The organism is Lentzea aerocolonigenes (genome assembly GCF_000955955.1).
Taxonomy (GTDB): Bacteria; Actinomycetota; Actinomycetes; order Mycobacteriales; family Pseudonocardiaceae; genus Lentzea; species Lentzea aerocolonigenes_A.
On the sequence record NZ_JYJG01000122.1, the window covers coordinates 1 to 22239 of the forward strand.

At 68.6% G+C, this 22239-nt stretch carries 24 protein-coding genes; 16 read left to right on the forward strand and 8 right to left on the reverse strand.

All coding sequences use genetic code 11. The features are described from left to right. The coding region (locus tag UK23_RS51705) for a PhnD/SsuA/transferrin family substrate-binding protein (protein ID WP_045312865.1) at window positions 1–407 on the reverse strand (407 nt) is incomplete at its 3' end. A gap of 56 nt (window positions 408–463) precedes the next feature. Between UK23_RS51705 and UK23_RS55030 the strand changes: the two genes are divergently transcribed. After that, window positions 464–694 (forward strand): PhnD/SsuA/transferrin family substrate-binding protein, encoded by a 231-nt coding sequence (locus UK23_RS55030; protein ID WP_196777788.1) that lies wholly within the window; start codon window positions 464–466, stop codon window positions 692–694. Here UK23_RS55030 and UK23_RS18775 read toward each other — a convergent pair. Further along, window positions 618–1670 (reverse strand): FAD-dependent oxidoreductase, encoded by a 1053-nt coding sequence (locus UK23_RS18775; protein WP_045312866.1) that lies wholly within the window; start codon window positions 1668–1670, stop codon window positions 618–620. The two genes, UK23_RS55030 and UK23_RS18775, sit on opposite strands and share 77 nt — an antisense overlap. Before the next feature lie 102 nt (window positions 1671–1772). On the opposite strand from UK23_RS18775, the gene UK23_RS18780 reads away from it, so the two are divergent. Continuing rightward, window positions 1773–2513: a GntR family transcriptional regulator gene (locus tag UK23_RS18780; RefSeq protein WP_156213228.1), complete on the forward strand. Its 741-nt coding sequence runs from the start codon at window positions 1773–1775 to the stop codon at window positions 2511–2513. A 279-nt stretch (window positions 2514–2792) separates the two neighbouring features. Further along, complete coding sequence (locus tag UK23_RS53815) at window positions 2793–3143, forward strand: HAD family hydrolase (RefSeq protein WP_231114568.1); 351 nt, start codon at window positions 2793–2795, stop codon at window positions 3141–3143. Here the strand turns inward: UK23_RS53815 and UK23_RS18790 are convergent. Further along, a complete protein-coding gene (locus UK23_RS18790; RefSeq protein WP_045312868.1) occupies window positions 3140–3568 on the reverse strand; it encodes a hypothetical protein in 429 nt (142 codons plus the stop codon). The genes UK23_RS53815 and UK23_RS18790 overlap by 4 nt on opposite strands. Next, window positions 3565–5205, reverse strand: a complete 1641-nt coding sequence (locus tag UK23_RS18795; protein WP_045312869.1) for a DNA repair helicase XPB — start codon at window positions 5203–5205, stop codon at window positions 3565–3567. The genes UK23_RS18790 and UK23_RS18795 overlap by 4 nt, the downstream gene beginning before the upstream one ends. Before the next feature lie 109 nt (window positions 5206–5314). Between UK23_RS18795 and UK23_RS18800 the strand changes: the two genes are divergently transcribed. From UK23_RS18800 to UK23_RS51710, 4 genes are all read left to right on the forward strand, one after another. Further along, complete coding sequence (locus tag UK23_RS18800; RefSeq protein ID WP_045312870.1) at window positions 5315–6028, forward strand: LppU/SCO3897 family protein; 714 nt, start codon at window positions 5315–5317, stop codon at window positions 6026–6028. Between the two features lie 50 nt (window positions 6029–6078). After that, complete coding sequence (locus UK23_RS18805; protein WP_045312871.1) at window positions 6079–6558, forward strand: LppU/SCO3897 family protein; 480 nt, start codon at window positions 6079–6081, stop codon at window positions 6556–6558. Window positions 6559–6629: 71 nt separating this feature from the next. Further along, entirely contained in the window at window positions 6630–7133 is a 504-nt protein-coding gene (locus tag UK23_RS18810) for an LppU/SCO3897 family protein (protein ID WP_045312872.1), read from the forward strand. A 220-nt stretch (window positions 7134–7353) separates the two neighbouring features. Beyond that, complete coding sequence (locus UK23_RS51710; RefSeq protein WP_156213223.1) at window positions 7354–8205, forward strand: LppU/SCO3897 family protein; 852 nt, start codon at window positions 7354–7356, stop codon at window positions 8203–8205. Between the two features lie 64 nt (window positions 8206–8269). Here UK23_RS51710 and UK23_RS18820 read toward each other — a convergent pair whose 3' ends face one another. Beyond that, complete coding sequence (locus UK23_RS18820; protein WP_045312873.1) at window positions 8270–9247, reverse strand: ABC transporter substrate-binding protein; 978 nt, start codon at window positions 9245–9247, stop codon at window positions 8270–8272. 483 nt (window positions 9248–9730) lie between these two features. On the opposite strand from UK23_RS18820, the gene UK23_RS48760 reads away from it, so the two are divergent. Genes UK23_RS48760 through UK23_RS18840 form a run of 4 tightly spaced genes read left to right on the forward strand, consistent with a single transcriptional unit; the run spans window position 9731 to window position 14878 of the window. Beyond that, the gene (locus UK23_RS48760; protein WP_231114569.1) at window positions 9731–13096 is read left to right on the forward strand and encodes a nitrate- and nitrite sensing domain-containing protein; all 3366 of its coding nucleotides are present in this window, start codon (window positions 9731–9733) and stop codon (window positions 13094–13096) included. Continuing rightward, window positions 13093–13512 carry a roadblock/LC7 domain-containing protein gene (locus UK23_RS18830; RefSeq protein WP_030470879.1) on the forward strand — a complete coding sequence of 140 codons (420 nt, stop codon included), beginning with the start codon at window positions 13093–13095 and terminating at the stop codon, window positions 13510–13512. Before UK23_RS48760 ends, UK23_RS18830 begins: the two co-directional genes overlap by 4 nt. Window positions 13513–13542: 30 nt before the next feature. After that, on the forward strand, window positions 13543–14292 hold the full coding sequence (locus tag UK23_RS18835) for a DUF742 domain-containing protein (RefSeq protein WP_082114769.1): 750 nt from the start codon (window positions 13543–13545) through the stop codon (window positions 14290–14292). Beyond that, entirely contained in the window at window positions 14273–14878 is a 606-nt protein-coding gene (locus tag UK23_RS18840) for a GTP-binding protein (protein WP_030470877.1), read from the forward strand. Before UK23_RS18835 ends, UK23_RS18840 begins: the two co-directional genes overlap by 20 nt. 143 nt (window positions 14879–15021) lie before the next feature. On the opposite strand, the gene UK23_RS18845 is transcribed toward UK23_RS18840, so the two are convergent. Next, the gene (locus UK23_RS18845) at window positions 15022–15663 is read right to left on the reverse strand and encodes a hypothetical protein (RefSeq protein ID WP_045312875.1); all 642 of its coding nucleotides are present in this window, start codon (window positions 15661–15663) and stop codon (window positions 15022–15024) included. 117 nt (window positions 15664–15780) lie between these two features. Next, on the reverse strand, window positions 15781–18033 hold the full coding sequence (locus UK23_RS18850) for a helicase-associated domain-containing protein (protein ID WP_045312876.1): 2253 nt from the start codon (window positions 18031–18033) through the stop codon (window positions 15781–15783). 85 nt (window positions 18034–18118) lie between these two features. Between UK23_RS18850 and UK23_RS18855 the strand changes: the two genes are divergently transcribed. From UK23_RS18855 to UK23_RS18875, 5 genes are all read left to right on the forward strand, one after another. Beyond that, the gene (locus UK23_RS18855; protein WP_045312904.1) at window positions 18119–18304 is read left to right on the forward strand and encodes a hypothetical protein; all 186 of its coding nucleotides are present in this window, start codon (window positions 18119–18121) and stop codon (window positions 18302–18304) included. A 107-nt stretch (window positions 18305–18411) separates the two neighbouring features. Next, complete coding sequence (locus UK23_RS18860) at window positions 18412–19794, forward strand: NAD-dependent malic enzyme (protein WP_045312877.1); 1383 nt, start codon at window positions 18412–18414, stop codon at window positions 19792–19794. A 47-nt stretch (window positions 19795–19841) separates the two neighbouring features. After that, window positions 19842–20315, forward strand: coding sequence for a cyclic pyranopterin monophosphate synthase MoaC (gene moaC / locus UK23_RS18865; RefSeq protein ID WP_045312878.1), 474 nt, complete (start codon window positions 19842–19844; stop codon window positions 20313–20315). Then, entirely contained in the window at window positions 20312–20782 is a 471-nt protein-coding gene (locus UK23_RS18870; RefSeq protein WP_045312905.1) for a MogA/MoaB family molybdenum cofactor biosynthesis protein, read from the forward strand. Before moaC ends, UK23_RS18870 begins: the two co-directional genes overlap by 4 nt. Further along, on the forward strand, window positions 20779–21204 hold the full coding sequence (locus UK23_RS18875; protein ID WP_045312879.1) for a molybdenum cofactor biosynthesis protein MoaE: 426 nt from the start codon (window positions 20779–20781) through the stop codon (window positions 21202–21204). The genes UK23_RS18870 and UK23_RS18875 overlap by 4 nt, the downstream gene beginning before the upstream one ends. A gap of 108 nt (window positions 21205–21312) precedes the next feature. Here UK23_RS18875 and UK23_RS18880 read toward each other — a convergent pair whose 3' ends face one another. Then, the gene (locus UK23_RS18880; protein ID WP_045312880.1) at window positions 21313–21948 is read right to left on the reverse strand and encodes a transglycosylase family protein; all 636 of its coding nucleotides are present in this window, start codon (window positions 21946–21948) and stop codon (window positions 21313–21315) included. Window positions 21949–22239: the final 291 nt, after the last annotated feature.

A 22239-nucleotide genomic window follows, 5' to 3' on the forward strand; every position in this document is an offset into this window, starting at 1 on the left:
GCACTACTAGCCGCTTGCGCACGAACGCAGACGCCTGGTCGACCACAACAACGAGAAGCAGCACCACGAGGAAGGTCGGCGTCGCGGACGTGAAGCTCGACTACGCCGGTGGCCACCCCGAAGCGATGCTCGCGCTGACCAAAACCAAGGTCGACGCCGCCGAGATCAACAGCCAGACGCCGGCGTCGGCCAAGGACAAGTTCGACACCTCGAAGTACCGCCAGATCGGCGAGGTCCTCGATCTTGCGCGCCGGCGAGTCCTTGGAGACCCAGATGCCCGCGGTGTAGCTGGTGAGCTTGCCGGTGCCGTCGGCGAACGACGCCAGCGGCTCGGCCTTGGCCTTCTGCGAGGCGAAGACGTAGCCGAGCGGGCCGAACTCGGCCAGCTCCAGCTTGCCGTTGCGCAACCGCCTGCGGCACAACGAACTCCTCCAGCGGCGAGGGCTGCCCGAACAACGGCCGCGTGCGGTTCGGCGTCGAGCCGTACGCGGCCCCCGACAAGCTCAAGCCCGCCTACGAGGTGCTCGCCAAGGCGTTGACCCGCAAGCTCGGCTGCGAGGTCGAGCTGCAGATCGTCGACGACTACGCCGCCGAGGTGCTGGCGATGCGTTTTCACGTCACAGCTCCTGGAGGAGGTCGTCGAGCACGGCCGGGGCGAGGCCGAGCGCGGTGGTCATGCCGATGCCGGAGGTGACCGAGACAGCCCGGACCCGAGGAGCGGGCGTCGCGGTCAGGAAGGGTTCTGGGGCCGACGCGTAGACGCCGCGCCAGCGTTCGAGCACGTGCAGCGAGGGCACACCGAGGAGCCGAGCCGTCTCGGTGAGGACCAGGTCGTCGAGGTCCTCCGGCCGGTACGGGTCGACCGTGCGGCTGTAGTGGTGGGTGTCGCCGATCGTGAGCGAGCCGTCGGGGAGCTGGGTGAACATCAGGTTCAGCCCGGCTTCGACCAGTTCGGGGTGGTCGTGCGAGAGGCGTTCACGGACGAGCTGAGTGCTCGGGCACCGCGCGAACGCCTCGTAGCGCAACATCGAGAACCCGGTCAGCACGGCCGGGTCGATCACACCGCCGTGCGCGACGCGCAGCATCCGCAGCCGGCAGCGCTGGATCTGGCGTTCCTCCGCGATGTCCGGGAAGAACCTGTCGACGTCGTGCCCGACCGCGACCACCGCCGCGCGGCAGGCAATCTCGCCGCGAGAGGTGCGGACCAGGCCGGGCTCGACCGTCAACACGTTGGTGGACCAGAGGAACGTGACACCGCGTGAGGCCAGCAGCGCCGCGATCGAGTGCACGGCCTCGCGCGGGTTGACGCGGATGTCCAACGGCAGGAACGCGCCTTCGTCGGTCAACGAGATCTCACGGACGGAGGCGAGCTCTTCGAGCACAGCGCGTTCGTCGTCGTGACGGGCCTTGACGACGGTTCCGCACTCGCGCAGCCAGAAGCCGGCCTCGCGACCGAGCTTCAGCCACTCCTCGCGCGCGGTCATCGCGTACTCGAACGCCACTCCGTCCTGAGCGGTGAAGCAGCCGTGCCCGAAGTTGCGCACGGAAGCCCCGACCGCGTGCTCGTCGCGCTCGACCACGGTGACGGAGAGACCCCGCCGCACCGCGTGCCAGGCGTGCGCGAGGCCTACGACGCCCGCGCCGACGACCACCAGGTCCACACTTGTCATGACAAGAACGATGGGTGGCTCGCAAAGCAGATGCAATGGCTGTTCTGATGTGTTCACTTGGTGTTCAGACTTGTTATGACATGTATGGTTGCCTGCGTGGAGATGCCCCTGCACGAGCGCATCGCGGCCGATCTGCGCCGCCGCATCGCCTCGGGTGAGCTGGCCGTCGGCGATCCCGTGCCGTCCGAATCGCAGTTGTGCGCGCACTGGGAAGCTTCGCGCGCACCGGTCCGGCAGGCGCTCACGACGCTGCGCGCGGAGGGCATGATCGGCGGCGGGCGCGGCAAGCCCGCGGTGGTGCGCAGGCACACGCTCTCCCAGCCGTTCGAGACGTTCCTGTCGTTCTCCAGCTGGGCTGCCGGTCTTGGCCACGTGCCAGGGCAACGAACCCTGGAGATCGCCCGCCGGCCCGCCGACGCCGACATCGCGGACGCGCTGCAGCTCGACGAGGGCACGCCGGTCGTGCAGCTGTTGAGGCAGCGGCTGATCGACGGCCGGCCGACGATGCTGGAGCGCACGACGTTCGTGGAACCGGTGGGGCGCCTGCTGTTCGACTTCGACTGCGACAGCGGCTCGCTCTACCAGTACCTGGGGGAGCAGGGCGTCGACATGACGGTCGCCCGGCACCAGATCGACGCCGTCGCGGCGGACGAGCAGGACAGCGAGCTGCTCGAAGTCGCCTTGGGCGCACCACTTCTGCGTGAACGGCGCTGTGCGTCCGGTGTGGACGGACGTCCGGTCGAGCACTCCGACGACCGCTACCGCCCGGACATGGTCAGCTTTTCGATCGAGAACTCCCAGCAGGCGCAACCGGCGCTGCTGCGGCACTGGAGGGCTTCGTGAAGGTCGACCTCGTGGTGCTGGACATCGCCGGCACCACCGTGGAGGAACATGGACTGGTGTACAAAGCGTTGGCGGACACCGTGATCGCGGCGGGCGGCGACGCGAGCGACGTCGGCGACTGGATGGGCGCCGACAAGTACGAGGCGATCTCCTCGATGCTGGGCAGGTCCATTGTGGACGCCGAGTTCAAGGACTTCCACGAGCGACTCTCGGCCTGCTACGCCGCCGACGCCGATCCCCGGAGCGCCGGAAGCGTTGGCGCAACTGCGATCGAACGGTGTGAAGGTCGCGTTGACGACCGGTTTCGACCGGCCGATCGTGGACGGGCTGCTCGAAGTGCTGGGCTGGGGCGAGGACGTGCTGGACGCGGTCGTCTGCGTGGACGACGTGCCGGCGGGCCGCCCGGCGCCGTACATGATCTACCGGGCGATGGAGCTGACCGGCACGCGCGACGTACGGCGCGTCCTGACGGCCGGCGACACCGTGCGTGACCTGGAAGCGGGCACGAACTCGGGCGCGGGCTTCGTGGTCGGGGTGCTGAGCGGCGGCCAGACGGAGGACGAGCTGAAGCTCCACCCGCACACGCACCTGCTCGGCAGCGTCGCGGAGATCCCTGCTCTCGTGTCCTAGTCCAGAGCGGCGGTGTGGCGGAGCTGCTCCGGCGTCGGGTCGGTGACCAACACCTGCAACGCCGCCGCGAACTGGTCGAAGCGCCGGTCGAACTCGGCCAGTTCGCGCGAGGGCTCGGCGACCAGGGCAGCCCGCCCGGCCTTGGGGATCGCGGTCGCCAGCGCGTCGCGGAGAGGCTGAGACCGGCGCAGAGCCACGAGCAGCGCCCACAGCCGCTGCTCGACCAGCGCGACCTGCACCGGGTCACCCGTGACGCGCAGGAAGTCCGACCGCACGGCCGTGGCACGGCGGCGCTGCTCCGAGCACGCGAAGTCGTCCGACCGGACCACCTGGCCCTCTGGAGCCGAGCGGGCCAGCGACTCCTCCGACCGGAACCGCCGCACAGGCACGGTCCCGGCCGGGTTCCACATCCACCAGAACGTCATCCGACCAGGTCGTCCGCGTCGACGATCTTGTACGCGTAGCCCTGCTCCGCCAGGAACCGCTGCCGGTGCGCCGCGTAGTCGGTGTCGAGCGTGTCGCGCGCGACGACCGAGTAGAAGTGCGCCTGCCGCCCGTCACCCTTCGGCCGCAGGATCCGGCCGAGGCGCTGCGCCTCCTCCTGGCGCGAACCGAACGTGCCGGACACCTGGATGGCGACCGAGGCCTCTGGCAGGTCGATGGAGAAGTTCGCCACCTTCGAGACCACGAGCGTGCGCAGCTCGCCGCGACGGAACTTGTCGAACAGCTCCTCGCGCTCCTTGTTCTTCGTCGATCCCTTGATCACCGGCGCCCCCAGTTCCTCGCCAAGCTCGTCGAGCTGGTCCAGATAAGCACCGATCACCAGAGCCGGCTCGTCGGGATGCTGCTCGAGCACCCTTCGGACCACGGGAATCTTGGTCCGCGCGGTCGAGCAGAGCTTGTAGCGCTCCTCGGGCTCTGCCGTCGCGTACTGGAGCCGCTCGTTGTCCGTCAGCGTCACCCGGACCTCGGTGCACTCGGCGGGAGCGATCCACCCCTGCGCCTCGATGTCGCGCCACGGCACGTCGTACCGCTTCGGCCCGATCAACGAGAAGACGTCGCCTTCCTGGCCGTCCTCGCGCACCAAAGTCGCCGTGAGACCAAGCCGACGACGCGATTGCAGGTCAGCGGTCATCCGGAACACCGGCGCCGGCAGCAGGTGGACCTCGTCGTAGACGATCAGGCCCCAGTCGCGCGAGTCGAACAGCTCCAGGTGCTTGTACTCGCCCTTCGACTTGCGGGTGATCACCTGGTAGGTCGCGATCGTGACCGGCCGGATCTCCTTGCGCTCACCCGAGTACTCGCCGATCTCCTCCTCGGTGAGCGATGTGCGCGCGATCAGCTCCCGTTTCCACTGCCGCCCCGCCACGGTGTTCGTGACCAGGATCAACGTGGTCGCCTGCGCCTCGGCCATCGCCGCCGCGCCCACGAGCGTCTTGCCCGCGCCGCACGGCAGCACGACGACGCCGGAGCCACCGGCCCAGAACGCCTGGGCCGCGAGCCGCTGGTAGTCGCGCAGCTTCCAGTCGGTCTCGTCCAGCTCGATCGCGTGCGCCTCGCCGTCGACGTACCCGGCGTGGTCCTCCGCGGGCCACCCGACCTTGAGCAGCAGCTGCTTGAGCCGCCCGCGCTCGCTCGGGTGCACGATCACCGTGTCGTCGTCGATCCGCGCCCCGAACATCGGCGCGATCTTCTTGTTGCGCAGCACCTCTTCGAGCACCGCACGGTCGTTGGAGTGCAGCACGAGCCCGTGCGCCGGGTTGTTCGTCAGCACCAGCCGCCCGAACCGGCTCATGGTGTCGACCACGTCCACCAGCAACGGCTGCGGCACCGGGTAGCGGCTGAACCGCACCAGCGCGTCCACCACCTGCTCGGCGTCGTGGCCTGCCGCGCGGGCGTTCCACAAGGCCAGCGGCGTCACGCGATACGTGTGCACGTGCTCGGGTGCGCGCTCCAGCTCGGCGAACGGCGCGATGGACGTGCGTGCGTCGTCGGCGAGCGGGTGGTCGACCTCGAGCAGCAGCGTCTTGTCCGACTGGACGATCAGGGGGCCATCGGTCACGGGTACAAGTCTCCCTGACGACGCCAAATGCGTTCGACCTGCGTCAACTGGCGATAACAAGTGTGAGGCGACACACGCAGCCAACACCGCGTGTCGTAGTTTCTCGCGCATGAGCACCGAGTCGACCGATCCCGTCGAGCCGAAGGCGTCGTCAGCACCGGCTCCCGAGGAGACCGGGACCGCGGACACCGAGGTCGTGGAGACCGCGGCAGAGCCCGCGCCGGACACCGCCGAGGCCGAGGAGACCGAGCCGGAGGAGATCGAGGCCGAGGAGCCCCCGGCCGTGGTCTCGTCGGCTTTCGGGGGCGGCGACGAGCCGCCCGCCAAGAACAAGTGGCTGAAGCCGGTCATCGTCGCCGTGCTGGCGATCGTCCTGGTCGGCGCCGGCGCCTGGGCGGTCACCGCGCTCAACGGCACCGCGGTCGGCGACTGCGTGAGCGCCTCGCCCAAAGACGTGGACAAGCCGGACGGCGACTGGAACGTCTCGTCCAAGAGCTGTGGCGACGCGGCTGCGACGCACAAGGTCGCCAAGGTCCTGAAGAACGCCGACGAGCCGTGCCCGGAGGAGGGCATCTACGAGCCGGTCAAGGACGGTGGCGACTCGTTGTGCCTGATGCCGAACCTGGCCGAGGGCAAGTGCTACACCTCGGGCGACGACGGCGCGTTCAAGGCGGAGGCGTGCACGACCGAGTCGCCGGTGAAGATCGTGAAGAAGGTCGACGGTCTGCCAGAGGAGGGCACGGTCTGCCCGGAGGGTTCGAGCGAGCTGCGGTTCAGCGAGCCGGCCTCCGTGTACTGCATGGGCGTCCACGAAGGCTCCTGATCGGGTGAACTCGGTTGAGTTGACCACCCGCTGACGCCGATACCCAGGCCATGAAGAAGGTCGGCCTGGGTATCGCCGTTGTATTTGCGCTCGTCCTGCTCGGCGGGTTCGTGCTGAACCAGCTCGGTGGCGCGGCGCAGGCGGCCCAGGTGGGCGACTGCGCGCGCATCTCCGGCAGCCAGGACAACCCGAGCTACCAGGCGCTCGACTGCGCCTCGGAGCAGGCGACCGTCAAGATCGCCAAGATTCTGCCGTTCAACGAGCAGAAGTGCCCGTCCGGCGGCATGGACTACTCGACGTACACGGGCGACTCGGTGCTCTGCCTGATGCCGAACTTCGTCGAGGGCGCCTGCTACGGGCAGGACGCCAACAGCGGCATCGCCAAGGTCGACTGCACCACCAAGGACTCGGTGAAGGTCGCCAAGGTGCTCACCGGCAAGACCGACCGCGCAGCCTGCGGAGACGCGCGCGCGGCGGTCTTCCCGGAACCCGCCGTCACCTTCTGCCTCGAGCGCGGCGACAAGCAGTGATCTTCCGCGCGGTCGTTTTCTGCTGAAGGCCCGCCGCGGTCCGTGGTCCACATGGGACCCTCTGCGGCGTGATGAACGAGGAGACCGCGCCCAGGACGAGCGTGGCCAAGCAGGTGCTGACCTACGGGATCACGCTGGTCGTCGCCGCGGTCGCGATCTACGGCATCTCCGAGTTCCTCACCCCGGTCCAGCCGCCGAAGCAGGGCGACTGCGCCTCCCTCACCGGCGACATCGGCCGCTACGAGGCCGTCGACTGCTCGGCGAACGCGAACTACGTCGTCGAGGGCACCGTGGCCGCGGCGCAGTCCTGCCCCAACGGCGAGGACCTGAGCTGGGTGCCCGTGCGGCGCATCGACCCGAAGGTCCGGTTCTGCCTGGCCCCGCTCTACGACGTCGGCGAGTGCTACCCCGAGGCCAGGTCCGGCTACGACCTCGACGCCGTGGACTGCGGTGACCAGGACGTCTTCCAGGTGACCAAGGCCAGTCGGGATGCGCCGCCACCGTCGTGCGGGCCGGGCGAGGAGACCCGTTCATACCCCGCGGTGAAGCTCACCTACTGCCTCAGTCGCGCGTAGCGACCGCCCGGTCACCAAGTGGTCGTAACGTTTCCGTAAAGCCCCGGCGGATTTTTTGCCCGCGTGGCAATCTCAGCCTCCGGCCGTGTCGGGGGGCGTGGGCCGTTCGGCGCAGTGACGTGCGCGAATGGCTCGGCCAGTCAGCTTTCCCGAAACCGGAGCCGGGTCCCAACGGCTCCGGTTTTGCCGTCTTTCGCACGCCCCATCGGAGAGGAATCCAGTGACCACCCCCAACTACCCGCAGCAGCCTGGGCCCTACGGCCCGCCTCCCGGTGGGCAGCCGCAGCAGCCGTACGGTCAGCAACCGCAGCCCTACGCACAGCCGGGACAGCCAGGTCAGCCGGGTCAGCCCGGTCAGTACGGCCCGCCTCCCGGTGGCGACCCCTACGGCCCGCCGCCCGGAGGGATGCCGCCCGGAGGGATGCCGCCCGGAGGGATGCCGCCCGGAGGGATGCCGCCCGGAGGGATGCCGCCCGGTGGCATGCCGCCCGGCCAGCCCATGCCGTACGCGCAGCCGCCGAAGAAGGGTGGCGCCGGCAAGATCATCGGCTCGATCCTCGGGTTCGTGCTGATCGCGGGCGTCATCGCGGTCGTGAAGTTCGGCATCGGCAGTGGCATCAACGCCATCTCCACGCCGGACGAGAAGCCCGGTGAGTGCGCGAGCGTCACCGGCACCACGATGAGCCCGAAGTACAAGAAGGTCGACTGCGGTGCGACCGACGCGAACTACATCATCGCCAAGGTCACCAAGAGCACCACCGAGGCGTGCCCGAGCGAGGACTACGCCGAGTACACCGAGTCCGGTCGGCGCGGCTCCAGCCTGAAGCTCTGCCTGGTCGAGAAGCTCGAAGAGGGCAAGTGCTACCAGGAGGAGCTCGTCAAGATCAACATGGATGGCATGAAGCCCATCACGTGCCCGGCGACCCCCAACGAGTTCGCCATCACGAAGGTTCTAAAGATCGAGAAGTCGGTCAAGGCCGCGACCGCCGAGTGCGGTGAGGCGACGGCCATCTCCTACGCCGAGCCGGCGCCCGGAATCACGTACTGCGTGAGCGTCGCAGAGGGCAAGTGAAAAAAGGCGGGCCGTGAAAAGCGGCCCGCCTTTTTCATGTACTGCGTTTCATGTACTGCGACAACTAATTCGTCGTGCCCGGCGGCAAAAGCTGCTGCACGTCCAGACGACCGGACAGCACGTCCTCGGTGTCCATCATGTCGGCGACCCGCTGGAGCCGGATCGGGTTCAGCGACAGCGGGAACGTGCCCACGGACACGAGCGCGGCGGTCGGCTGGTCGACGTCGGCGTAGCTGGTCAGCGAGTCCTGCACGGCCAGCTTGTTGGCCTGTGCGCGCTGCTGTGCCTCACGCAGCACCTCGCGGAAGACCTTGAGCGTCTTCGGGTTCGCCTCGGCGAACTTCTTCGTCGCCGCGTAGCCGGACAGCGGGAAGTCGAGTGTCGGGCCCCGCGCGGTGTCGGTGAGGATCTTCGCACCGATGTTGCGCTGGGCTTTCGTGATGAACGGCTCGATCATGAAGGCCGCGTCGACGGACCCGTCCTTCAGCGCCTTCTCCATGTCGCCGAACGGCATCGGCCGGAACTTGATCTTCTGCTTCTCGACCGCGGCGGTGTCCAGCACGGCACGCGTGGTCAGCGCGCCGATGTCGGTCTCGCTGCTCACGGCGATGGTCGGCTGGGGCTTCTTGCCCGGGTCGTCGTAGTCCGACGCAGCGGACGTGACCAGCGCCATCGAGTTCGGGCCTGCCTGGTAGGCCTCGCCCTGCAGCTGCAGTTCGGTGCCTTCGGCAACGGAGCGGAAGAGGCTGACGTGCGTGGCCCACGTGATGTCGAGCGTGGTGTCCAGCTGCTTGATCGCCTCGGCCTCGCTGGGCTGGGTGACCAGGTTGACCTGCAGACCGGCCTTCTCGAACAGCTTCTCGGTCAGCGCGATTCGCAGCGGGGCCACGTCGACGACCGGCATTACGCCGATGCGCAGGATGTTGCGCTCCACGTCCGCGTTCCCGCCGTTCGACGAACTTCCGAACAGGCTGCAGCTCGCGGTCAGAACACACGTGATGAGCACTGCGGCAAGCCGCAGAGCTTTGGCTCGGGTAGCCATGGCACCTCTCGCCGGTAGGCCTTGAGTAGCATCAAATGATCAGTGAGTGTCGCCACAGACCAGGTAGTCCGCAGTCCGAACAGCGCGTTCGGACGGACATGGGGCGTGCCGACAACCGGGGATGTTAACCACCTGAACGTATGAAACGACACCCCGTCTCGATACGGTGAGTGCTTCTGGAGACTTCCCCCGAGGAGGGGGTGGCCATTACGCTCCCCGCCGGGTGGCACAGGTTGTAGTAGACCGACGTGTCTTCAGAACGGGGTAGGGCGCCTCACCGGGCGCACGGCCCCTGTGCTGCAATTCGGCCCGTTTGACGAGTCCATGCTCGGTCCTGGGGAGAGACCGGGACACTGCTGCTGGAAGAGGAAGCCCAGAGTGGCCCGACGTGAGAGAGGTCCCAGCCAGTTTGGCGTGGGTGACACCACACGCTCCGAAAGGCCCGAATCGGGTGACGGACTGGCTGCGCTGGGTAACGGAACCGTGACGGCGACACCGGACGTGGTGAAGGCCGACCTCGGAACCGGACCCGGATCAGGACCTGCCGCCCGATCCGCGCCCTGGCGCCTGCGCAACTGGCGGTTGCGCACGAAGCTGCTCGCCGTCCTGATGATCCCGACGGTCTGTGCGCTCGCCCTGGGTGGTCTGCGTGTGCGCACCGACCTTCAGAACGCGACGGAGTTCAACAACCTCGCGAACCAGATCCGCCTGGAGACAGCGGTCGCGGACCTGGTGCAGCAGCTGCAGCGTGAGCGCGACCTGTCGGTCAGCTACGTAGCGTCGAACAAGAAGGTCGACCGCGTCGTCCTCGAGCGCCAGCTGCGCCGCGTCAACGACACCAGCGAGGCGTTCAGCAACAAGATCGCCGAGCTCAGCTCCGACCTGAACCCTGCCGCCGTCGAGCGGTTCCAGGTCGCGTTCAACCAGCTCAACCGCCTGAACAGCCTCCGCAACTCGGTGCGCGACACGCAGTACCCCGCGGAAGCCGTCCAGCGGACCTACTCGGAGTCCATCGAGACGCTCATCAACCTCGGTGAGCAGACGATCTCCGAGATCAACGACCCCGAGCTGGTGCGACTGCACCTGACGACGAACGCCATCGCGCGCATCAAGGAGCAGGAGTCCCTCAAGCGGGCGATTCTCCTCGACGTCTTCCAGCGCAAGGCGTTCTCGCCGCAACAGCTGCGTGCCCTGCAGGCAGCAGACGCCGAGCTCGAAGCGGCACGAAACGACTTCCGCAAGTCCGCGACGCCCGAACAGGCCAAGATCTACGACGACACCGTCACCGGCCTCATCGTCGACACCGCGAACGACATGCAGGAATCGGCGATCAACCAGCAGTCCCAGACCGGCAAGAAGGACTTCACGCAGCTGACGTCCGAGAAGTGGGACATCGCCGCCACGCTGACGGTCAACCTGACCCGTGACGTCGAGAACCTGCTGGTCGAGCAGCTGCAGAACAAGACGGACGTCGCTGCCGGCAACGCCCGTCAGAGCGCGTACATCCAGTCCGGCATCGTGCTCGCGGTCCTCGCGCTCGCGTTGCTGATGGCGCTGTTCGTCGCCCGCTCGATCCTCAACCCGCTGCGCACGCTGCGCCGCACCGCCCTCGACGTCGCCGACCACGGTCTTCCGGACGCGGTCGAGCGGATCCTCGCGGACCCGAACCCGGAGGACGCGGCCAAGACCGCCGTCGAACCGGTGCCGGTGCACACGCGTGAAGAGATCGGTCAGGTGGCGCGCGCGTTCGACGCGGTGCACGGTGAAGCGGTGCGACTGGCCGCCCAGCAGGCCCTCCTGCGTGACAACGTCAACGCGATGTTCGTCAACCTGTCCCGCCGTTCGCAGGCGCTGGTCGAACGCCAGCTGAACCTGATCGACCGGCTCGAGCAGGACGAGCAGGACCCGGACCAGCTGGCCTCGCTGTTCGAGCTGGACCACCTCGCCACTCGTATGCGCCGCAACTCGGAGAACCTGCTGGTTCTCTCGGGCACGGACCTCTCGCGGCGCCTGACCCGGCCCGTCCCGGCCGCCGAGGTCCTCGGCGCCGCGGTCTCCGAGGTCGAGCAGTACGCCCGCGTGCAGGTCGGCCAGACCCCGGACCTCACCGTCCAGGGCCGCGCGGTCAACGACCTTGTGCACCTCATCGCCGAGCTGCTGGACAACGCCACGGCGTTCTCCGACCCGGTCACCAAGGTCACCGTTCGCACGGCCAAGACCCGCAAGGGTGAGCTGGCGATCGAGATCCAGGACCGCGGTGTGGGCATGGGCGACCAGGAGATCCTCGACGCCAACGAGCGTCTGGCCGACCCGCCGGACGTCGACGTCGCCGTCTCCCGCCGAATGGGCCTGTACGTGGTCGCGCGGCTCGCCAAGCGCCACGACATCAAGGTCCGCCTGCGCGGCAACGAGGACATCGAGGGCGGCACGACCGCACTCGTCATCGTGCCGGAGACGCTCATCGCGATCCCCGGTCAGGCAGGCCCCTCGACCCCGCCGTCCGGCTCCAGTGGGCTGGCCGCCGCGTTCGGCATGCCGACCCCGGCTCCCGGCCTGGCCTCGGCCGAGCTCACCACCGAGATCGGCACCACGGCCACCAGGGCGAGCGGTATCGCGGGCGCGTTCGGCGGGGCCACCGGCACCCAGCCGAGGATCGACGAGTCGAGCCCGAGCAACCCGAGCATTCCGGTCAGCTTCGTCCCGAGCGCACTCACCGACACCGGTGCGGGCGCCACGGGGATCCCCGTCTACAACGAGACGCCCGCCCAGAACGAGATTTTGGCGCAGGACTCGACGCCGTCCGAACGGTGGCGGCGCGACCAGCTGGCAGCCGTTGAGCCAGAGGGCTCCTTCGGCGAACCGACCCTCTTCACGGCTTACGAGGACCGCCAGGAAGACGACGGCGGCGAGATCTCCTTCGAGCCGGGCTACGAGACCACGCAGTTCGTGCCGATCTCTCCGCTCGACGCGGAACCGGCATCGAGCAACGGTGTCTCGCGGGCCCCGGTGGACACCGAACTCGCGCACCGCAACGGCACCTCGGAAGCCTCCCGCAAGCAGGTCGAGCACGACCTGGACGCCCCGACCGAACGCCTGCCGATCTACGAGGCCGTTCTGTCGCAGTGGTTCCAGGCCGTCGGCAGCGAGACCTCGGCGTCCTCCGCGGCGCCGGTTCCGCCGTCCGCCGAGAGCTCGCCCGAACCCGCGGAGTCCAACGGACGTGTCGAGTCCAGGCTCGGCAGCAGCGTCGACCGCCTCGGCAACACCGACAAGGGTGGTGTCGAGTACATCGACGAGCCGGTGACGACCCCTCCCCTCTCGGACGGGCCTGAGCCGGAGCTGCCGACCCGCAAACCGAAGCCTGTACCGGCGGTGGCACCCACCACCACGTCGGCTGCCGGTCTGCCCGTGCGCCAGCCGCGCGCGAAGGTGCAGCCAGCGGTCGAAGAAGTTGTGACCGCACCCGCCGAGCAGGAGCGAGTTGTGGAACCGGAGCCCGTTGTGGAGGAGACTCCAGCGGCGGCGCCCACGTCTGAGTCGGCTTGGCAATCACCTGCCGATGAGGGATGGCACGCGGCTCAGGCGTTGTTGAACAAGGCGCCGGAGACGAAGACAACGGCAGGATTGCCAAAACGGACACCGAAGGCTCAACTAGTGCCAGGTTCGGCGGCACCCAAGCCGCAGTCCCTGTCGCAGACGGCCCAGCGCCCGCCGCTGCCTCCGCGTTCGGCGGATGCGGTGCGCGGACGGATGTCGAGCCTGCAGAGTGGTGTCAAGCGAGGCCGGCACGCATTGATCGAGGCATACGCTGGTGACCAATCGAGCCGGCAGAACGAGGAGCAGGAGTGACGACCGCAGCGCAGCCAGGCAGCTTTGGTTGGCTTATCACCGACTTCGTGCGGAGGGTGCCCGGCGTGGCACATTCCGTCGTGGTGTCCGCGGACGGGCTGTTGCTCGCGGGGTCCCAGGGTCTGCCCAGGGACCGTGCAGAGCAGCTCTCCGCCGTCGCGTCAGGGCTGGTCAGCCTCACACAGGGTGCTGCCCGCTGCTTCGAGGCAGGCGGGGTCAACCAGACCGTGGTCGAGATGGAGCGGGGCTACCTGTTCCTCATGTCGATCAGTGACGGCTCGTGTCTCGCCGTCCTGGCGGCACCAAACTGTGACATCGGCCTGGTGGCCTACGAGATGACGCTTTTGGTGGAGAGAGTCGGTCAACAACTCACCCCTGAGCTGCGCGCGCAGCTTCAGGGCGTGGTCCGTCGCTAGACCTCACTGGCAGTTCAGGGGTGAGAAGAGATGGCTGGAAGATCTGGCGCTAGAGGCCGGGGCTTCGGTAGGAACTTCAACTACCAGGAGTGGGCCGCTGGTGGGTTCCAGTTCGACGAGCCTGACGCGATCCCCCAAGAACCAGAGGAAGCCGAGGACGCACCCCACGATGAGCGGGTTACAGGGCAAGGGCTAGGCGATATGTCTCAGCGTGAGGTGGATGACTCGTCGTCGTATCCGTACGACGACGTGCCGAACCGGTTCGACATAGACGGCGGGTACGGCACCGGGTTGTTCGGTGGCCCCGGTGCGGACCTCTTCGGCCAGCACGAGATGCCGGACGCCGTGCCGGAACAGTTGCCGTACACCACCGGGCCGCAGCCGGTGTACAGCACCGGTGCGCAGTCCGCTGTGCGTCCGGAGGAAACTTCTTCTGCGGACTCGGGTTCACTGGTGCGGCCGTACACACGCACCGGTGGACGCACACGACCCGACTACGACCTCGCCATCGAGGCTTTGATCTCGACCAGCGAGCGTGGCCTCGAACGGGATGCCGCAGTTCTTCCCGAGCACAGGTCGATCTGCGGGCTGTGTGTGGACACGCGGTCGGTGGCCGAGGTCGCGGCACTCCTACGCTTGCCACTTGGCGTCGTGCGGGTGTTGATCGGCGACATGGCAAGCATGGGATTGGTTTTGATTCACCAGGGCGGTCTGGTCGTGGGGGACCGGCCTTCCATGGAATTCCTGGAGAGGGTGCTCAGTGGGCTTCGCAGGCTCTAGTCCCCAGGGCGCCGAGGGCGCACGGAAGCCGACGACCTCCGCCAAGATCGTGGTGGCGGGTGGCTTCGGTGTTGGCAAGACGACGTTCGTCGGCTCGGTGTCCGAGATCGTCCCGTTGACCACCGAGGCGGTGATGACCGAGGCCAGCGCGGGGGTGGACGACCTCTCCGCCACGCCGAACAAGGTCACCACGACGGTCGCGATGGACTTCGGCCGTGTGTCGCTCGACAGCGACCTGATCCTGTACCTCTTCGGTACACCGGGTCAGCACCGGTTCTGGTTCATGTGGGACGACCTGGTGCGGGGTGCCATCGGCGCCATCGTGCTGGTCGACACCCGCCGTCTCGCCGACGCGTTCGCGTCGATCGACTTCTTCGACGACCGGCAGCTGCCGTACGTCGTGGGTGTCAACTGCTTCGACGGCCTCCTCCACCACAGGCTGGAGGACGTCCGCGAGGCGTTGACGATCGACGAGTCCGTGCCGATCGTGACGTGTGACGCCCGGAACCGGCAGTCGACGAAGCAGACGCTCATCACGCTGGTGGAGCACGCGATGCGCCAGTGGATGTCCGTCCGCGCCGGCTGATCTCCTTCACCGGGGACAACCGCACAACGTGAGACGAGGCGAGCGCCACCTTCGGGTGCGGCGCTCGCCTCGTCGTTGCACGTCTGGCTCAGCTCTGGGTCACGTCGTCCTGATGGCCTCCTCCCTGCTCGATGTGCGGCTCGTCAGATGTGCAGCTGGACCAGGTTGGGCAGCAGGCAGACGCTGAGGATTCCCAGCGCGGTGATGTTGGGGCAGCCCGACGGGCCCGCCTCGTCCGGGCAGTCCTCTTCCTCGTCGTCGCCCTTGGGCTCGTCGGTCACCGCCGCGGTGTCGTCGGTGATCGTGACGGCGGACTCGAGGACCGGTGCGGCCTCGGGTTCGGCGGGCAGCGCGGCCACCTGAGGTGCGGGAGGCGCGGCCACCTCGGGTTCGGCTGCCGGCGGTGGGGCGACCGCGACGTGCGCCGCAGGCATGTCGACCGCGGCTGCGGCGGACGCCTCGACACCGATGTGCGTGAACGGGACGCCGACCGACGCGCCGGCCCAGATGTCCGCGTGGCCGATGTCCAACGCGAGCTGGATGCCCTCGTTCTCGTCGAGGTCGAGGGTGAGTCCGCTGCCGGTGTTGAGGCTCGCGCCCGCGCCCAGGCTGATGGGGATCGAGTCCACGTTGTTGTTGTAGGCGCCAACGGTCACGTTGACGTTGTTGTCCCCGAGAATCTCGATGATCGGGTCGGCCTGCGCTGTTCCTGTGGTGAACGGCAAGGCGAACGCCAATGCCGTTGCGGTGAGGACGGCTCTACGCGCCCACCGGTTGATGGCCATTTGCGCTGCTCCTCCTTCGTCGAGGGAGCGTCGTGAAACGCTCACGCCACTCGACGCTAGGTCGCGAAGCGGTCACGCAAGGATGAACGTGCGTTTCTACCGGGGGATGACCGTCCGTCAGTCCTCGTCCACCAATGCGGCGGACGTGACGCGATGAAGAGGGAACCTGAGCACCTCTCCGTAGCTGTGGTCGTAGCCCTCGAGGACGCCCCCTCCGACCACGTGCGGCTCGATCACGCGCTGCGCGGCCGTGCCGTGGGAGTCGACGAACCCGACGAGCACTCTGCGTCGCGCCCTCGCGGCCTGCTGGAGCAACGACAGGGTGGCGGACGGCCCGGCGCCGAGGTGTCCGGGGACGGCCACGCGTTCACCCCGTGGTGTCGCGGCGGCACGATCTCCGGCCCGGACCAGCCGGACGAGTTCACCCAACCGCTCGTCGGCGGGCACGGGGGGTGACGCGACTTTCCGGGCCGTTCGCTGCCTCGGCGTGGTCCGGCGTCCACCGGGACGCAGGTCGAGCACCTGGCCGTCGGGGCCTTCCGCCGCCGGGGCGAACCCGGCCGAGCGCAGCCCGTCCAGCACGTCTGCCAGCGGCAACGGGCTGACCAGCACGGTCGGTGCGATTCTGCGCAGCTCCAGCCGGGTGGCCTCCGGGTGCGCGAGGACCTCGCTGATCAGCACCGGGTCGTCGCACCGCAGGAACGAGCCCGCAGCGCCGCCGCGCAGCCTTCCGTGCCTGCGCGCGGCGTCGTCGATCAGGTAGCTCAGCGACTGCGGCACGGGCGTGCGCGAGCGGAGCTTGAAGAGTTCCTGCAGCTCATCGGCGGTGCGCCCGGAGTCGAGCGCGCGGCGGACCGTGGCCTCGCTGATCCGGTAGACGGTCGCGCTGCCCGCCGACTCGACGTCCGCGACGAGCGCCATCTCGTCCGCGAGCTCGGGTTCGAGCCGGCCGGGCGCGATGACGGTCAGGTCGGCCTGCACCAGCACGTGGTCGAGTGGAGCGGGCAGCGCGTCGCCGAGCGTCTTGGCGGCGTGACCGGGGCCCTCGTCGAGCAGCACGCGGCCCGCGCTGGTGATCGCACCGAGGGCGAGCACGCCGACCGCGGTGCCCTCCTCGACCGTCCAGCGCACGAGCTCGTCGCGCTGCCGTCCGCCCTTCCGCGGCGCGCGCCAGCCGAGCAGTGCGGCCAGGTCCGACGGGTTCGCGATCGCCGTGCCCTTGGGGAACGCGGCCAGCGCCTCCAGGACCCAGCGGCGGTCACGGGGTGCCTGGGCACGGCGGATCTCGTCCGCGAGGGGGGTGAAGAGCTTGTCCTTCTCGTCGCGGCGGCCGACCAGCGCGGGCAGCCTCGGCAGCTCCAGCCAGGCGTGCGCGATCGTGGCCCAGCGGACCTCGGTGGTCGCGGCGAGCCACACGTCGGCCTTGGTCGTCGGCACCCACTCGGGTTCGGCGGCCTCGGTGTTGGCGGCCAGGTCGGCGCCGGCCACGAGTTCGATCAACAGCGCGGCGCGGCGTTCGTCGACGTCGAGGTCCTTGGCGACCTTGCGCAGCTCGCGGACGCCCAGTCCGCCGGTCCGCAGCACCGCGGGGGGTTCGGCCGACCAGCTCGTGATCAGTTTCTCGACGTGCCGGACGAGTTCCAGCGCCTCACCGCCGCCGGTGGCGTCGATGCTGACCGGCTGGAGGCTGGTGGTCTTGGGCTTCGGCTCGGTGACCTGGATCGGGCCGAGCGGGCGTTCACCGCGGAACTGGAGTGCGATCTCTCGTGGCAGCTCAACTGTGCCGGGGTCGCGTCGCAGCAGCAGACCACGCGCGAGGAGCCGTTGCACCGGGGTCTCGGCCTTCTCCAGCGGCACGACCCGGGAGGCGTCCTTGGTGTCGCCGATCGGAGGCCCGGCGGCGAGCTTCTGCAGAACGCGCTGCTCGCCCTCGGTGATCCCGGCGAGGTCGTACGTCTGCCCGGTCGCCCGGCCCAGCCCGCCGGGATACGTGCCGAACGCCTCCCGTGTGACCGGAGGGACCGACATCGCGTCGTCGTCACCCCACACGACCGCGAGAGAGCGCAGTTTCGCGACGGCCAGCTTGAGCGGCCTGGGCTTCACGTCCGGCCCGAGCACCTGCGCGAGTGTGGCCAACGCCACGGGCTCGGCGTCCGCGCCCTGCACGACCAGGCCTTCGAGCACCGCCAGCGTGAACGTGTCGAGGTCCTCGCAGGCGCGCGCGATCGACGCCCTGGTGCCGACCCGTGTCGCGAGCACGGACATATCGGCAGGTGGGGGCGTTGCCAGGTCAGGACGCGCGCGCAGCAGAGCCACGAGTGCGGCGTCGTCCTGGGCGCGCAGCCAGTCGGCGAGAGTGATGCCGGACATTCTCACCACGGTATATGGGCCGGTTGAGAACGTGTCGTGCTCTGTCACACTTGTCGCGTCATTGGGCATCACCGAGGAGGAGAACGTGGCGAAAGGACGCCCTGGACGGGTCGACCCGCACTGGCCGGAGGGCCCGGACGGCGGTCACCCCGTCACCGAGCTCACGAGCGACTCGCAGGGTGCGCTCTCCCCGTTCGGCTCGGTGACGTTCCCGCTGTCGGCTGAGGACCTCGGCTACACGCACCCGGTCACCGAGATCAACAAGTCCTGAGGGATTTGTCAGACCGGTCTTAAGACTGGTCGAGTCGCGTGAGTACCGCAAAGGGCCCGGGGATAGGCTCACTTCCCGCTTGAGCAGCACTTCGTGGGAGGAAGACGATGCCGGTCCCCGGCCCTGGTTACTCGATCACAGTTCGCCTGGAGGCGCCGCCGTCAGCGAGCGCCGCGGGTGACCTCACGACGGCTGTCGGCCGCGCGGGCGGGGTGATCACGGCGTTCGACGTCGTGGAGTCGCACAACGACCGCGTCGTCATCGACCTCACGTGCAACGCGCTTTCCGCGAACCACGCGAAGGACATCACCGACACGCTGGAGACGTTGCCCGGCATCGTCGTCCGCAAGGTGTCGGACCGCACGTTCCTCGTGCACCTCGGTGGCAAGATCGAGATCGCGTCGAAGGTTCCGCTCCGAAACCGTGACGACCTCTCCCGCGCGTACACGCCGGGTGTCGCTCGTGTGTGTGAAGCGATCGCCAAGAACCCGGACGACGCGCGCCGCCTGACCATCAAGCGCAACACCGTCGCCGTCGTCACCGACGGTTCGGCCGTGCTGGGCCTCGGCAACCTCGGCCCCGCCGCCGCGCTGCCGGTGATGGAGGGCAAGGCGGCCCTGTTCAAGAAGTTCGCGGGCGTCGACGCCTGGCCGGTCTGCCTGGACACCCAGGACACCGAGGAGATCATCCGCGCGGTCGAGCTCATCGCTCCCGTGTACGGCGGCATCAACCTCGAGGACATCTCCGCGCCGCGCTGCTTCGAGATCGAGGCCCGCCTGCGCGAGAAGCTCGACATCCCGGTCTTCCACGACGACCAGCACGGCACCGCCATCGTCGTCGTGGCCGCGCTGCGCAACGCCCTGCGCGTCGTCGGCAAGGACATCAAGGACTGCCGCATCACGGTCTGCGGCGTCGGCGCGGCCGGTTCCGCGATCATCCGCCTGCTGCAGGCCCAGACGCCGGGCGACATCATCGCCGTGGACGTCGACGGCATCGTGCACCGCGACCGCCCAGGCCTGGACTCGAACCTGAAGTCCATCGCGGCCTCCACGAACAAGGACAACCAGGCCGGCCGCCTGCACGACGCCCTGGTCGGCTCGGACGTCTTCATCGGCGTCTCCGCTCCCAACCTCTTCGGTGCGGAGCAGGTCGCGACCATGGCCAAGGACGCCATCGTGTTCGCCCTGGCCAACCCGGACCCGGAGATCGACCCGATGGAGGCCCAGCAGCACGCCGCCGTCGTCGCGACCGGCCGCTCGGACTTCCCGAACCAGATCAACAACGTGCTGGCGTTCCCCGGCGTGTTCCGGGGACTCCTGGACGCCCACGCCCGCACCATCACCGACGCGATGCTGCTGGCCGCCGCGCAGGCCATCGCGGACGTGGTGGACGGCAGCCGCCTCAACGCGTCGTTCATCGTTCCGTCGGTCTTCGACAACACCGTTGCTCCGGCCGTGGCCGACGCAGTCCGCAAGGCAGCCACTTCGTAGGGACTTCGGCCCGGGCCGCGCACTGTGAGCAGGCATACGATCGCGGTATGACCAAGCAGTTCACCCACCTGGACTCACAAGGCGCGGCCCGCATGGTCGACGTCTCCGGCAAGGAGCAGACCACCCGGACGGCCGTCGCCACCGGCGTCCTGCACACGACGGCCGAAGTGGTCGAACTGCTCGGCGCCGACGGCCTGCCCAAGGGCGACGCCATGGCCACCGCCCGGATCGCGGGCATCATGGCCGCCAAGCGCACCTGGGAGCTCGTCCCCCTCTGCCACCCGATCTCGTTGTCGTCGGTGGTCGTGGACCTGGCACTGGCCGACTCGGCGGTGCTGATCACCGCCACGGTCCGCACCACCGACCGCACGGGCGTCGAGATGGAAGCCCTCACCGCCGTCTCGGTGGCGGGCCTGACCCTGCACGACATGGTCAAGTCCGTGGACCCGGCCGCCACCCTGGACGCCGTGCGCGTCGAACGCAAGGAAGGCGGCAAGTCGGGCCTGTGGGAGCGTCCGTGAAGGCTGTGGTCATCACCGCCTCCAACCGAGCAGCCGCCGGTGTCTACGAAGACCGCAGCGGCCCCATCATCACCACCTGGCTGACCGAACGCGGCTTCTCGGTCTCGGATCCGGTCGTCGTGCCGGACGGCGAGCCCGTTCGCGAGGCTTTGAGCACGGCGGTCTCCTGGGGCGCGGATCTCGTCCTGACCACCGGCGGCACCGGCATCAACCCGACCGACCGCACCCCGGAGGCGACGCGCGCGGTCCTGGACTACGAGGTCCCGGGGCTGGCCGACGCCATCCGCATGTCCGGCTGGCCCCGCGTACCGGGTTCGGTGCTGTCGCGCGGTGTGGCCGGTGTCGCGGGCCGGACCCTGATCGTCAACCTGCCGGGCTCGACCGGCGGAGTCCGGGACGGCCTGGACGTCCTGGCCACCGTCGTAGAGCATGCGTTGGACCAGTTGCGCGGAGGTGACCACAAATGAGCGTCGTGCTGAGAGCAGCAGTGACCGAAGAGCCCCTCTCGGTGGCAGAACACGAGGCCCTGGTCACCTCGGACCGGGCAGGCGCGATCGTCACGTTCTCCGGCGTGGTCCGAGACCACGACGGTGGCCGGTCCGTCCTCGAGCTCGAGTACCACTCCCACCCGTCCGCGGGCGACGTCGTGGCCGAGGTGGTCGAGTCGCTCGCCGAGAAGTACTCGGGTGTGCACGGCATCGCCGTCTCGCACCGCGTGGGCCCGCTGAAGATCGGCGACGTGGCACTGGCGTGCGCGGTGGCGGCAGAGCACCGCAAGGAAGCGTTCTCGCTGTGCGCGGACCTGGTCGACGAGGTGAAGGCCCGGCTGCCGGTCTGGAAGCGTCAGGTGTTCTCCGACGGCAAGGACGAGTGGGTCAACTGCCCTTAGCCGTGAACGCAGGCAGGGACCTCACCGTCGGGGGGGTAACGGTGAGATCCCTGGTCCTACGTCGGCCCGCACACACAGGGCCGACCGAAATTCAGCGAGAAACCCAGATCAGAGCTGGATCTTGTCGCCCGGGAAGATCAGGTCCGGGTTCGTGAGGAAGTCCTTGTTCTTCTCCACGATGGCCTGATAGCCGCCGGCGACCTTGTTCTCGTCGGCGATCTTGGACAGCGTGTCGCCGGCCTTGATCTCGTAGTTGCCGTTCGGGTTCGACTTCGAACCCGCGAGCGCGACAACCGGAGCCTGCTGCACCGGAGCGGTGCGCTGCTGCGGCGCAGCCTTGCGCTGCGGCTGGGCCTGCTTCGGGGCCGGCGCGGTCTTGCCCACGTAGGCGCCGATGCGCTTGCTGCACGACGGCCACGCGCCTTCGCCCTGCGTGCGGAGCACGTTCTCGGCGACACGGATCTGCTCGGCGCGGGAGGCGTTCGCCGGGTTACCGGAGCCGCCGTTGGCGTTCCAGGTGCCCTGCGTGAACTGCAGACCGCCGTAGAACCCGTTGCCGGTGTTGGCGGCCCAGTTGCCACTGGCCTCGCACTGCGCGAGTGCGTCCCAGTCCATTCCCTGAGCGTTGGCGGTGCCAACGGCCAGGCCCAGAGGGGCGCCGGCGATGATGCCGGCGACCGCGACCTTGGCGATAGTGCGAGCGGCGGAACCCTGCTTGCCCTGCTTGCCTCGGTTGAAAGCCATGTGCCTCTCGGTCCACCACACCTGCGGCCAGGAACTCGGGTTCGGGGCCCGGTACGTCCCTGCGTCCCAGTCCGGCGGTATCTCTCGCTCGGGGTTGTGCCGGAGAACCCTCGGACTGGGTTCGGTGCTCGGTCCTCCGGTCGTGCTCGTGGCTGGTCGGGGCCAGCCGAGGAGCGACGGTACGTAACCGGAGATGCCCTCACCAAACGTATCAAGCTGTGATGCGCATCACAGTAACGTTTTGGAACGTTGTGCAGACCCTACAAAACGGCAGCTCAGGACCGTCGTTAT